General features: G+C 64.5%; 10 protein-coding genes and 2 tRNA genes. 10 read left to right on the top strand and 2 right to left on the bottom strand.

The genetic code is table 11. The annotated features are described in order from the left end of the window. Window positions 1-9: 9 nt before the first annotated feature. The 9 genes from J2Y68_RS14175 to J2Y68_RS14135 all read left to right on the top strand — a co-directional run bounded on the left by J2Y68_RS14175 (window position 10) and on the right by J2Y68_RS14135 (window position 9,437). Complete coding sequence (locus tag J2Y68_RS14175; protein ID WP_257369081.1) at window positions 10-1,122, top strand: branched-chain amino acid aminotransferase; 1,113 nt, start codon at window positions 10-12, stop codon at window positions 1,120-1,122. A gap of 375 nt (window positions 1,123-1,497) precedes the next feature. Beyond that, window positions 1,498-2,346 (top strand): MBL fold metallo-hydrolase, encoded by an 849-nt coding sequence (locus J2Y68_RS14170; protein ID WP_309994403.1) that lies wholly within the window; start codon window positions 1,498-1,500, stop codon window positions 2,344-2,346. A gap of 23 nt (window positions 2,347-2,369) precedes the next feature. Then, window positions 2,370-3,146 (top strand): fumarylacetoacetate hydrolase family protein, encoded by a 777-nt coding sequence (locus J2Y68_RS14165; RefSeq protein WP_211713490.1) that lies wholly within the window; start codon window positions 2,370-2,372, stop codon window positions 3,144-3,146. Window positions 3,147-3,268: 122 nt separating this feature from the next. Further along, the gene (gene gltX / locus J2Y68_RS14160; protein ID WP_309994401.1) at window positions 3,269-4,789 is read left to right on the top strand and encodes a glutamate--tRNA ligase; all 1,521 of its coding nucleotides are present in this window, start codon (window positions 3,269-3,271) and stop codon (window positions 4,787-4,789) included. Window positions 4,790-4,803: 14 nt separating this feature from the next. Further along, window positions 4,804-5,532 carry an HAD family hydrolase gene (locus J2Y68_RS14155; RefSeq protein WP_211713492.1) on the top strand — a complete coding sequence of 243 codons (729 nt, stop codon included), beginning with the start codon at window positions 4,804-4,806 and terminating at the stop codon, window positions 5,530-5,532. 136 nt (window positions 5,533-5,668) lie between these two features. After that, window positions 5,669-5,740: transfer RNA gene (locus tag J2Y68_RS14150), tRNA-Gln, on the top strand. A 127-nt stretch (window positions 5,741-5,867) separates the two neighbouring features. Next, a tRNA-Glu gene (locus tag J2Y68_RS14145) sits at window positions 5,868-5,940 on the top strand. A 102-nt stretch (window positions 5,941-6,042) separates the two neighbouring features. After that, window positions 6,043-7,821: a dynamin family protein gene (locus J2Y68_RS14140; RefSeq protein WP_397335153.1), complete on the top strand. Its 1,779-nt coding sequence runs from the start codon at window positions 6,043-6,045 to the stop codon at window positions 7,819-7,821. Beyond that, a complete protein-coding gene (locus J2Y68_RS14135) occupies window positions 7,818-9,437 on the top strand; it encodes a GTPase (RefSeq protein ID WP_309994397.1) in 1,620 nt (539 codons plus the stop codon). Before J2Y68_RS14140 ends, J2Y68_RS14135 begins: the two co-directional genes overlap by 4 nt. Here J2Y68_RS14135 and J2Y68_RS14130 read toward each other — a convergent pair. Both J2Y68_RS14130 and J2Y68_RS14125 read right to left on the bottom strand, forming a co-directional pair. After that, window positions 9,434-9,970: a DUF1697 domain-containing protein gene (locus J2Y68_RS14130; protein ID WP_309994395.1), complete on the bottom strand. Its 537-nt coding sequence runs from the start codon at window positions 9,968-9,970 to the stop codon at window positions 9,434-9,436. The two genes, J2Y68_RS14135 and J2Y68_RS14130, sit on opposite strands and share 4 nt — an antisense overlap. A 53-nt stretch (window positions 9,971-10,023) precedes the next feature. Beyond that, entirely contained in the window at window positions 10,024-10,743 is a 720-nt protein-coding gene (locus J2Y68_RS14125; protein ID WP_014922101.1) for an IclR family transcriptional regulator, read from the bottom strand. A gap of 114 nt (window positions 10,744-10,857) precedes the next feature. On the opposite strand from J2Y68_RS14125, the gene leuC reads away from it, so the two are divergent. Continuing rightward, window positions 10,858-12,309 (top strand): 3-isopropylmalate dehydratase large subunit, encoded by a 1,452-nt coding sequence (leuC, locus tag J2Y68_RS14120; protein ID WP_211713495.1) that lies wholly within the window; start codon window positions 10,858-10,860, stop codon window positions 12,307-12,309. The last annotated feature ends 5 nt before the right edge of the window (window positions 12,310-12,314 follow it).

The raw sequence follows: 12,314 nt of genomic DNA, 5'->3' as shown, positions 1-12,314 counted from the left end.
GGAGGAAACATGACTCAGACTGCCCATGGCGTCGAATTCAGCCAGCAGCTTTCGGAAACACCGAAGTCTGCTGAGGAGCGTGCAGCCATCCTGGCGAACCCGGGATTCGGCGACTACTTCACCGACCACACCGCCGTCGTCGACTACAAAGTCGACGCCGATGGCAATGGCGGTTGGCAGAACGCCCGGATCGAGCCCTACGGACCGATTTCCCTTGACCCGTCGGCCGCGGTCCTGCACTACGGCCAGGAGATCTTCGAAGGCCTCAAGGCATACCGTCACGCTGACGGTTCTGTCTGGACTTTCCGTCCGGAGGCCAACGCCGCCCGCCTCAACAAGTCTGCCCGCCGGCTCGCCCTTCCGGAACTGCCGGAGGAGTACTTCCTCGGTGCCATCCGTGAACTCGTCCAGGCCGACCAGGAATGGGTTCCGTCGGGCGACGGCGAAGCCCTTTACCTGCGTCCGTTCATGATCGCCACCGAGGCATTCCTTGGCGTTCGTGCTGCCCGCGAGGTGTCCTTCCGCGTTATTGCTTCACCCGCCGGTAACTACTTCGGCGGCGAGCTCAAGCCGGTCTCCATCTGGATCTCCCGTGAATACGCCCGCGCCGGCCGCGGCGGAACCGGAGCGGCCAAGTGCGGCGGCAACTACGCAGCTTCTTTGATCGCCCAGCAGGAAGCCGAAGCGAACGGTTGCAAGCAGGTCCTCTTCCTGGACCACTTCAACGACGACGCCGTGGAAGAACTCGGCGGCATGAACGTCTTCTTCGTCATGAAGGACGGCTCCCTCGTCACCCCGGCCCTGAGTGGCACCATCCTTGAAGGCGTCACCCGCATGTCCGTCATCCAGGTGGCAAAGGACATGGGTCGCGAAGTCAGCGAGCGCAAGATCACCCTGGACGAATGGCGCGACGGCGTCGCCTCCGGTGAGATCACCGAGGTGTTCGCCTGCGGTACCGCTGCTGTGATCACGCCCATCGGTGTCCTCAAGGACGCCACCGAGTTCATCGGTGCCGAGGACGCCAAAGCCGGCGAGACCACCATGGCCATCCGCCAGCAGCTCTTGGGCATCCAGACCGGAACCGTCGAGGACACCCACGGCTGGCTCACCCGCCTGGTCTAGCCTTCCGGACGTCCCGAAATACCACCGCACGACGGCGGCCCTTCCCTTGGTTATCAAGCGGAAGGGCCGCCGTTCTGCTTCCCGGACGCTCTCTCACGTCCCACCCGTTTCCCTTGGATGCTCTCTCAGGTCCCACCCGTTTCCCCCGGATGCTCTCTCAGGTCCCACCCGTTTCCCTCGGACGCTCTCTCACGCTCTGCGTACAAGAGTCCAAAGTGGCCACGAACCGTAGGCGCCGGATATCGCCGTCGAGCATACTTCGGCTGTCCGAGCAGTGAGTGAGGCGTGGCTGGTAGTGGGTGGGATGTGAGTGAGGGTTGGCTGGTAGGGGGTGGGGTGTGAGTGAGGGTTGGGAAGTGGTGTCAAGATGGGGGAGTGACTTCTGAATCAATGGCGACCTCCGGCAATTCACCTTCCAGCAGTTCGACTTCCGGCAACTCATTCTCCGACGGTGGCTCCTCTTCCCTGCGGCGCAGCAGCGAGTTGACGCGCTTCCGGCTGGCCCCCAACCCGGGTCCGATGAGCTTGGACGGCACCAACTCCTACGTCATTGGTGCGCCCGGTTCCGGCCGCGTCGCAGTGGTGGACCCCGGACCCGAGGATGAACAGCACCTGGCCGAGCTGGCTGCGACCGGACGGGTGGACGTCGTGCTGATCACGCACCGGCACGCGGACCACACGGAGGCATCAGCTCGTTTCCACGCTCTGACCGGTGCTCCTGTCCGGGCCACCTTGGCCGAATACTGCCACGGCGGTGAGCCCCTCCACGATGGCGAAGTACTCACTGTGGGCGATGTTGAAATCCGCGTGGTTGCTACTCCCGGCCACACCTCCGACTCCTTGTGCTTTCACCTGCCAGGGGATGGCCCCACGGGTTCGGTCCTCACTGGCGACACCATCCTTGGCCGTGGAACCACTGTCCTGGACTATCCGGATGGCAAGCTGGGGGACTACCTCGCAAGCTTGGACCGGCTGGAAGCCTTCGGGCCAGCGACCCTGCTGCCGGCCCACGGTCCCGTGCTCCCTGCCCTGGACGTTAAGTGCCGGGAGTATCGCGAACACCGTGAGCAGCGACTGGACCAGATCAGGACAGCCCTTGACCGTCTTGGCCAAGACGCGTCCATCGCGGCAGTCACCGACGCCGTGTATCCCGACGTCGACCCTTCCGTCAGGTGGGCGGCCGAGACGTCCGTGGCGGCCCAGTTGGATTACCTGCGAAGCTGAACCGTGACGGTAGGCTTGAGCCCATGCGTATCGCCCGGTTTGTAGTTGATTCTGATCCCCTTTACGGCGTTGTTGAAGGCGAGGCCGGCAGTGAGGAAATCACTGTCATCAACGGCGACCCCTTCTTCAATGGCGTCGAACGTACCCATGTGAAGCACAAGCTCGAAGACGTGCGGCTCCTCGCTCCGATCATTCCGCGCAGCAAGGTGATCGGTGTTGGCCGGAACTTCGCTGAGCATGCCGCGGAACTGGGCAACGAAGTTCCCCAGCAGCCACTGCTGTTCCTCAAGCCCAACACTTCCGTGATCGGCCCGAATGACCCCATCATCCTTCCTGAGTTCTCGGAGGAAGTTTCCTTCGAAGCCGAGCTGTGTGTTGTCATCGGGCGCATCTGCAAGGACGTTCCGGAAGAGCGTGCGGACGACGTCATCTTCGGGTACACCTGCGGCAACGACCTCACGGCCCGCGATGTCCAGAAGACGGACCTCCAGTGGGCGCGAGCCAAGGGCTTCGACACGTCCGCGCCGCTTGGGCCGTGGATCGAGACTGACCTGGATCACGAAGACCTGGCCATCCAGGGCCGGCTGAACGGGGAACTCCGCCAGGACGGCAGCACCAACCAGATGATCCGTGGCGTACGCGAGCTCGTCTCGATCGTCTCGCACGCGTTCACGCTCCTTCCCGGAGACGTCATCATGACCGGCACCCCGGCAGGGGTAGGCCTGGTCAGCGAAGGCGACCGTTTCGAAGTGGAAATCGAAGGCATCGGCCGGCTCTCCAACCCGGTGGTCCGCCGCTAGGCATCCGGCCACAGCCAAACCTTGACGGCGGCACCCACCTTTCGTACGAAAGGCGAGTGCCGCCGTCGAGCGTTTACGGCCGGGAAACCGAGGCGGTGCCAAGCGGTAAAGTTGGAACCACTATGACTACTGCTTCTGCGTCGAACGCTGCCCCCAGCGCCATCCCTGCCGTCAACGCCGAGACTCCGGTCCGCGTCCGCTTCTGCCCGTCACCGACGGGAACGCCGCACGTTGGGCTGATCCGAACGGCCCTGTTCAACTGGGCCTACGCACGCCACACCGGTGGCAAGCTGATCTTCCGCATCGAGGATACCGACTCTGCCCGCGACAGCGAGGAGAGCTACCACCAGTTGCTGGACGCCCTCAAGTGGCTCGGCATCGATTGGGATGAAGGCGTTGAGGTTGGCGGGCCGCACGAACCGTACCGGCAGTCGCAGCGCGGCGACATTTACCAGGACGTCATCGCCAAGCTCAAGGCCGGGGGACACGTCTACGAGTCGTATTCCACCCCTGACGAGATCGAAGCCCGCCACAAGGCAGCCGGTCGCGACCCCAAGCTCGGCTACGACGGCTTTGACCGCCACCTGACGGAGGAGCAGCTCGCCCAGTTCAAGGCTGAGGGCCGGGAGGCTGTCCTGCGCCTTCGCATGCCGGACGAAGACCTGACCTTCAACGACCTCGTCCGCGGGGAAATCACCTTCAAGGCCGGCTCCGTCCCTGACTTCGCAGTGGTCCGCGCCAACGGCGCCCCGCTGTACACCCTGGTCAACCCGGTGGACGATGCACTGATGGGGATCACGCATGTCCTGCGCGGCGAGGACCTGCTGAGTTCCACCCCGCGCCAGATTGCGCTGTACCGGGCGCTCTACGCCATTGGGGTGGCCGAATACATGCCGGAATTCGGGCACCTGCCCTACGTTATGGGCCAGGGCAACAAGAAGCTCTCCAAGCGCGATCCCGAGTCGAGCCTGTTCCTGCACCGCGAGCGTGGCTTCATCCCCGAGGGCCTGCTCAACTACTTGTCGCTGCTCGGCTGGTCCCTGAGCGCGGATGAGGACATCTTCACGGTGGAGCAGCTCGTGGCAAACTTCGACATCCATGACGTCCTGGGCAACCCGGCACGCTTCGACATCAAGAAGGCCGAAGCCATCAACGGAACCCACGTCCGGATGCTTGCCCCTGCAGACTTCGAAGAGCGGCTTGTTCCCTACCTCCGCGCCGCCGGTTTCGTCGGTGAGATCCTCACCCCCCGTCAGGAGGAGATCCTCGCAGAGGCAGCTCCCCTGGTCCAGGAACGCATCACCCTCCTGGGCGAGGCTCCGGAAATGCTGGCGTTCCTGTTCAAGGCCGATGACGCCATCGACGTCGCCGACGACGCCCGCAAGGGTCTTCCGGCCAACCTCGAGGAAGTCCTCGACGCAGCCCTGGCAGCCTTGGAGCCGATCACGGACTGGACTGCCGAGAACATCCAGACTGCGCTTAAGCGGGCGCTCGTCGAGGACCTCGGCATCAAGCCCCGCGCCGCGTTCGGTCCGGTGCGCACCGCCATCTCCGGCCGTCGCATTTCCCCTCCGTTGTTCGAGTCCATGGTGATCCTCGGCAAGGATTCCTCGCTGGCCCGCGTCCGCGCTTTCCGCGGCTAGCAACGGCTCACGTCATGGCGATCGCAAGCACTTTCGGCACTATCCGCGGTGTCCTGTTCGACATCGACGACACCCTGGTGGACCTCGAGTACGCCATGACCACCGCGTTGCGTGACGTCAGTGAACATCTCCTGCCCGGCCTGGATCAGGCCGGGTGGGTGAAGTTCGGCCGCATCTTCACGCACGAGACCACGCATTTCTATGACCGCTACCTGGCCGGGGAACTGACGTTCAACGAGCAGCGGCTGCTTCGTGGCAGGGCCGCCCTGGGCCATTTTGGCGTGGAATTGGGCGACGGCGAGGAATCCCAGGCGTGGGTGGCCGAGTATCACCAGCGCCAAACGGCGTACGTGCGGGCTTTTGACGACGTTGAGGAAGTCCTGGATGCCTTGGACGCAGCGGGGATTCCCTACGGTGCGGTCAGCAACAACGTGCATGACTACCAACGCGCCAAGTTGGACGGCGCCGGTTTGGCGAGGATCGCGACCCTGGTGGGTACGGACACTGTGGGCGTGCCCAAGCCGGATCCCGCCATCTACCTCGAAGGTGTACGCCTCCTGGGGACAGCTCCCGGGGAGACCCTCTATGTTGGCGATAACCGGCTCCTTGATGCGGACGGAGCAACCGCGGCGGGACTGGTTGGCGTGTGGTTGAACAGGACCGGGGAAGTGGTGGAGGAGTTCACCGGACGACAGGTGGATTCCCTGTCCCGGTTGCTGATGAAGGCCCCGACGGCGGCCTGAGCGCCGTGTGATGCAGGTAACGGCTTTACGATTTGTGCAGGTGGCGAGACTCCGGTAGAGTCATTACTCGTGCTGAGGGGCGCGGAGGGAAAGCCAAGGGAAACCGCGGCGGGGAACTCCGGTCCGAAAGCCACTTTGGGATATGGTGTAATTGGCAACACTACGGTTTCTGGTACCGTCATTCTAGGTTCGAGTCCTGGTATCCCAGCTCTGAAAATCCGCGTGAATACGCCGGAAAATCGGAACTTCCACTTCGCTGAAGCGATTTGGAGCGGAGCTGAAAGTATGAAATACTCATTCAGCTTGATCGCCGGAAACGGTGACAAAAAGTGCAAGGCCCCATCGTATAGCGGCCTAGTACGCCGCCCTCTCACGGCGGTAACGCGGGTTCGAATCCCGCTGGGGTCACAGCTGAATCCCCCGGAACTTCACGGTTCCGGGGGATTTCTTTTTGCCTAAGCGCCTGCCCCGTGCGATGGACCGGGATCGGGCTGGCATGATGATGCTGTGATCGCAAACCAAGACCCATCAGCATCCGGGGCCAGTCCAGTACCCCGAGGGGCGGCGGCCGCCGTCGATACCCTGGAAGCTGCACGAGCCGAACTTGCGGCCACCACCTTGCCGCTCGCGGTGCCGGAAGCGCAGGAAGCCCGCCAGTGGATCCGCGAGTCACTGGCCCAGCTCGACGATTACGTGATTCCCCGCTACCGAAGCCTGGACGCGCCGCTGCTGGCCGTCGTCGGCGGTTCAACCGGAGCCGGCAAGTCCACCCTGGTCAACGCGCTGGTTGGCTTCCCGGTCACACGTGCCGGCGCTATCCGGCCCACGACCCGCCAGCCCATCCTGCTGCACCACCCGCAGGATGCGGAGTGGTTCGAAGGGCACCGCATCCTGCCAAACCTGGACCGGATCCGCGGCATGGTGTCGGCAAGTCCCGTGCCGGCCAACCAGGCCGGCGCTTCCCCTGACGCCCAGGCGATCACTTCGCTGGTCCTGGTGGCGCACGACAACGTCCCCCAAGGCATTGCGCTGCTGGACGCGCCCGACGTCGACTCCATCTCCGATGACAACCGCAGGCTGGCCGGACAGCTCCTGGCCGCCGCGGACCTTTGGGTGTTTGTCACCACCGCCAACCGATACGCCGACGCCGTCCCGTGGCGGCTGCTTCTTGACGCGGCCTCGCGGGACATCACCGTCGCCGTTGTCCTGGACCGGGTGCCGGCCGCCGCCGAGGAAGAGGTCAGGGCCGATCTGCAGGCAATGCTGGACCGGCAGGGCCTTGGCGAAGCGAAGCTCTTTGTGGTTCCGGAAAGCGAACTGGACGCACTCGGAATGCTGCCCCACGAGGCAGCGGCCCCCTTGCGCCAGTGGCTGGGAGCCTTGGCCGCCAATGCAGCTGGCCGCGCCGACGTCGCCCGCCGAACACTCAACGGAGCCGTTAAGGCAGTGAGCGTCCGCCTCGACGGAATAGCCGGCGCGGCGGCAGCGCAGGACACCGCAGCACGCGAACTCGAGGGAGGCTGCGTGGAGGAATATGAGCTGGCACTCTCACGCATTCTCGCCGCAACCAAAGACGGAGCACTCCTGCGGGGTGAAGTCCTGGCACGGTGGCAGGACTTTGTCGGCACGGGTGAGTTCTTCCGGACCCTTGAGCAGAATATAGGCCGCATGCGTGACCGCATGGGGGCCTTCTTCCGGGGCGAACCTGCCCCGGCCGTGAAGGTGGAGACGGCCATCGAAACCGGGTTGCAGGCCGTGATTCTGGATGAGGCTGCCAACGCCGCGGAGAACGTTGACAGGCGTTGGCGTTCGGATCCCGCGGGCCGCCAGCTCCTGGGCCCCGATGACCTGTCCGGTACCAGCGAAGGATTCGATGCCCGGGCCGCCGCCGCTATCCGGTCGTGGCAGGAAGGCCTGATGGAGATGATCCGGACCCAGGGACAGGGCAAACGGACCCAGGCACGCTGGCTGTCCTTCGGCATCAACGGGTTGGGTGCTGCGCTCATGGTGGTCGTGTTTTCCATGACAGCCGGGTTGACCGGTCTTGAGATAGGGATCGCGGGCGGAACGGCAGTAGTGGGGCAGAAGCTTTTGGAAGCGGTGTTTGGCGAGGACGCAGTCAGGCGCCTCGCCCAACAGGCGCGGGAGGATCTGCATACACAATGCCAACGGCTCCTGGACGACGAAAGGCAGCGCTTCCTCGGCCGCCTTGAAGCTGCCCATCCCCGTTCGGGCAGCGACCTCGCCCGGCACGCCGCCGCACTTCGCCGCCTGGCGGAAGCCGCATGAGCCGCCACAGCCAGGTCCGCGAATCCTCCCACCTGCAGCGCAGGCTCGAATCACTCAACGAAGCCCGTGAACTTGCCGAAGGCGTCCTTCCTGATGAGGAACTCCAATCGGTTTACGACGTCCTGGAGCGCGCCGCCTCCCGGCGATCATTATCCGCAGGACATACCGTGGTGGGTTTTTTCGGTGCCACCGGCAGTGGCAAATCCTCGTTGTTCAACGCAGTGTCCGGAAGTATGCTCGCGACAGCGACAGCGCGGCGTCCCACCACCTCGGAACCCTTGGCAGGGATTTGGGGAGAAGAAGGCAGCGGACCGCTGTTGGACTGGCTTGACGTCAAGGAGCGCCACACCCTGCCCCCGATGGCCGGACTCGCGGGCGAAGACACGGGCCTGGTCCTCCTCGACCTGCCCGACTTCGACTCCACGCGTGCGGAGAACAGGGAGATCGTCCAGCGCATGGTGGGCATGGTGGATGTCCTGGTGTGGGTCCTTGATCCCCAGAAATATGCAGACGCAGCGGTCCACAATGATTTCCTCAAGCCCATGGCCTCCCACGGTGCCGTCACGCTGGTGGTCTTGAACCAGGTGGACAGGCTAAGCCCCACGGACGCCTCAGCCGTGATGCAGTCCTTGGAGGGCATCCTGGCCCGCGACGGCCTGGGTAAGGTTCGCGTGCTCAGCGCCTCGGCAGTGACGGGCGACGGCGTTTCAACCGTCCGCGGTGCCATCAGGAACGTCGTGGTCCAGCGGGAGGCAACGACGCAGCGGCTCGCGGCCGACGTCGCGAAGGCGGCCTCGGAACTGGCCCGGGCCTCCGGGGAGGGCGAAGCGCGCGGGATCAGGGGAAATGCCAAGGCGCGCCTTGCGTCGGAGTTGGCTACCGCCGCGAACGTACCCGTTGTGGTGGACGCGGTCCAGCGGTCGTTCAAGCGGGAGTCGGCCCGGAGGACAGGGTGGCCCGTGACGCGGTGGCTGTTGCGTTTCCGGCCGGACCCATTGCGCAGGCTGAACCTGGGCCGGGGCGACACGAAGCCGGAACTGAGCCGGACCTCCTTGCCTCCCGCAGGCGCTCCTGAGCGGGCGCGGACGGATGCGGCCGTCAGGGACTTCGTGGACGACGCGTCCACGGGTGCTCCGGGGCCGTGGCGCGCCGCGATCCGGGGTGTGGCCAGGGACGGCCGCGAGCATTTGCCGGATGCCTTGGACCAGGCCATCGCAGGAACCGACCTGAAGGCGACCAAACGGCCCCTGTGGTGGGCGCTTTTCAACTCCCTGCAATGGTTGGCACTTCTGTTGGCGGTGGGTGGCCTGGGCTGGCTCGGAGTCCTGGCGGCGCTGGGTTACTTCCAGATGCCGGTGCCGGACGTTCCTCGAACGGAGGGTTGGCCCTGGCCCACGTTGATGGTGGCCGGGGGAGTCGCATTGGGAATTCTTCTTGCCATCGCCGGCCGCATTTTTGGTGGCTGGGCAGCGAAAATACGGGCATCCGGAGCCGCCAAACGGTTGAAGGAATCCGTTGCGGCGGTGGCTGAAACACGGATCGTTGAGCCCGTCGAGGTGGAGATCACGCGCTTGAAGGCCTTTAATGCGGCGTTGAAGGCTGCCCGTACGTCCTAGAGTGCTGCCGCGGCGTCCCGGACCTTGATGAGGGTCCGCAGGTTCCGGGTGGTGGTGCTTGCTTTGTAGCGTGCTTTCGCCGAGAGTTTGCTGAAAGGGCTCTCCAGCGTGCCGCCGGCAGGGGCCAGCCAGGCGGACGCTTCAGGGCCCAGCCGCACCTGTTCGACGCCTCCCAAGGCCTGGCCTGCGTCGAAGAGTTCGTCGAGCATGGCGGTATCGGAGGCCAGCGTCACGTAACTGTGCGTGGACTTGTCGTCGGCAGGATAGGGACAAGCCTCGACGAGTTCGGCAACCCGCTGTGCGGAGAGAACCACCACCCAGGCGTCATAGGCGAACGCGTCCCGCAGGCATTTCTCGAACTGGGCCTTGACGTCCTTGGCGCCGAGCTCGCTGTGCAGGACGACGTTTCCACTGGCCAGCAAAGTCTTGACCTTGGTGAACGGGTAATCCTCAAGCGCATTCTTGAGATCAACCATTTTGATGTTGATCCCTCCGACGTTGATGCCGCGGAGGAATACGGCGTAGTTGCTCATGCTGGGCTCCCGTCCCGATGGTGGATGCTGGATCAGCGTAGACCGGCGCCGGACTAGTCGTTGTTCTTCCGCAGTGCTTCGGTCAGGACGCGGGCCGCGTTGCAGACCACTTCGGCGTGCAGCCTGCCGGGCTGGCGGGTGAGGCGCTCGATCGGACCCGAAATGGAGACGGCCGCAATCACCCTTCCGGAAGGCCCACGGACGGGGGCTGAAACCGAGGCGACCCCAGGTTCGCGTTCGCCGAGGCTCTGACCCCAGCCCCGGCGTCGTACTCCCGCCAGGACAGTGGGCGTAAAGCGGGCGTTCTGCAGCCCCTCCAGCAAGCGGTCATGGTCTTCCCATGCCAGCAGTACCTGGGCGGCGGAGCCGGCCTTCATGGACAGCTGGGTGCCAACGGGAATGGTGTCCCTGAGGCCGATGGGGCGCTCGGCCGACGCGACGCAGACGCGCCAGTCGCCTTGCCGGCGGAAAATCTGCGCGCTTTCACCCGTGGCGTCCCTTAGCTGGATGAGGACGGGACCTGCTGAAGCGATGAGCCGGTCTTCTCCTGCAGCGGATGCCAACTCCACGAGCCTGCTGCCGAGGACGAATCGTCCTTGGATGTCGCGGCTCACCAGGCGGTGGTGAACCAGTGCCAGCGCGAGCCGGTGAACCGTGGGCCGGGCGAGGCCCGTGGCCGCTACAAGTTGCGCGAGTGTCGTTGGTCCGGCCTCGAGAGCATCGAGGACCTGGGCCGCTTTATCAATGACACCGACTCCACTAGAATTGTCCATGTAATGATATTGCCGTCTCAATATCTGAGATGCAAGTTGTTTCACTGGCCTATTTCGCAGCGGTGCTGCTTCAGTGGACTAGGAACAACCAAACCGCAGTGAAGGGAGCAGGCCGTGGGAAAGACACTGGCCGAGAAAGTCTGGGATGCGCATATCGTGCGCAAAGGTGAGGGCGAAGGAGCCAATGCCCAGCCCGACCTTCTCTTCATCGACCTGCACCTCGTTCACGAAGTGACTTCTCCGCAGGCATTTGAAGGCCTGCGGCTGGCGGGCAGGCAGCTGCGCCGTGTGGACCTCACCATCGCGACGGAGGACCACAACACTCCAACGTTGGACATCGACAAGCCGATCGCCGACCTCACCAGCCGCACCCAGATTGAAACCCTGCGGGCCAACTGCAAGGAATTCGGCGTCCGCCTGCACTCCCTGGGGGACAAGGAACAGGGAATCGTGCACGTGGTTGGTCCCCAGTTGGGGCTCACCCAGCCGGGCATGACCGTGGTCTGCGGCGACTCGCACACTTCCACGCACGGTGCCTTTGGTGCACTGGCCATGGGCATTGGCACGTCCGAGGTTGAACACGTCATGGCAACGCAGACATTGTCGCTGAAGCCGTTCAAGACCATGGCCATCAACGTTGAGGGCACCCTGCGCCCCGGCGTTACGGCCAAGGACATCATCCTCGCCGTGATCGCCAAGATCGGCACAGGTGGTGGACAGGGCTACGTCCTGGAATACCGTGGTTCGGCCATCCGGGCACTGTCCATGGACGCACGCATGACCATCTGCAACATGTCCATCGAAGCCGGTGCACGCGCTGGCATGGTCGCCCCTGACCAGACCACCTACGACTACATGCAGGGTCGCCCCCACGCGCCGGAAGGCGCCGACTGGGATGCCGCCGTCGAGTACTGGAACACGCTCCACACGGATGCTGACGCGACGTTCGACGTTGAAGTCGACCTCGACGCCGATACCCTGGAACCCTTCGTGACCTGGGGTACCAACCCCGGCCAGGGTGTCTCGCTCTCCGCCAAGGTTCCGTCCCCCGAAGACTTCGGCGACGAGAACGCAAAAGCTGCCGCCGAGCGTGCCCTGCAGTACATGGGCCTCGAAGCCGGCACGCCCATGAAGGACATCCGCGTTGACACGGTCTTCCTGGGCTCCTGCACCAACTCCCGCATTGAGGACCTCCGCGTCGCTGCAGACATCATTCGCGGCCGCGCCAAGGACCCCAACGTCCGCATGCTGGTGGTTCCAGGATCCGCCCGGGTCCGCCTGGAAGCCGAAGCAGAGGGCCTGGACAAGGTCTTCAAGGAATTCGGAGCCGAATGGCGCTTCGCCGGTTGCTCCATGTGCCTGGGCATGAACCCGGACCAGCTGGAGCCGGGAGAGCGTTGCGCCTCCACATCCAACCGGAACTTTGAAGGCCGCCAAGGCAAGGGTGGGCGCACGCACCTGGTCTCGCCCGTGGTGGCAGCAGCCACAGCCGTCCGGGGCACGTTGAGCTCGCCGTCGGACCTGGAGTCCGCTTCCGCGGGCACACTGACCGGAATCGCAGTCTAGGAGGA

This window comes from Paenarthrobacter nitroguajacolicus, from assembly GCF_031455195.1.
Classification (GTDB): Bacteria; Actinomycetota; Actinomycetes; order Actinomycetales; family Micrococcaceae; genus Arthrobacter; species Arthrobacter nitroguajacolicus_D.
Note: the sequence above shows the minus strand (reverse complement) of the source record. Positions and strands in the feature narration are given on the sequence as shown.

Bases quoted from the DNA above. Each gene is read 5' to 3' on its own strand.
- J2Y68_RS14175 (WP_257369081.1), top strand. From the start codon at position 10: ATGACTCAGACTGCCCATGGCGTCGAATTCAGCCAGCAGCTTTCGGAA.
- J2Y68_RS14165 (WP_211713490.1), top strand. From the start codon at position 2,370: ATGCGTATCGCCCGGTTTGTAGTTGATTCTGATCCCCTTTACGGCGTT.
- gltX (WP_309994401.1), top strand. From the start codon at position 3,269: ATGACTACTGCTTCTGCGTCGAACGCTGCCCCCAGCGCCATCCCTGCC.
- J2Y68_RS14155 (WP_211713492.1), top strand. From the start codon at position 4,804: ATGGCGATCGCAAGCACTTTCGGCACTATCCGCGGTGTCCTGTTCGAC.
- J2Y68_RS14135 (WP_309994397.1), top strand. From the start codon at position 7,818: ATGAGCCGCCACAGCCAGGTCCGCGAATCCTCCCACCTGCAGCGCAGG.
- J2Y68_RS14130 (WP_309994395.1), bottom strand. From the start codon at position 9,970: ATGAGCAACTACGCCGTATTCCTCCGCGGCATCAACGTCGGAGGGATC.
- J2Y68_RS14125 (WP_014922101.1), bottom strand. From the start codon at position 10,743: ATGGACAATTCTAGTGGAGTCGGTGTCATTGATAAAGCGGCCCAGGTC.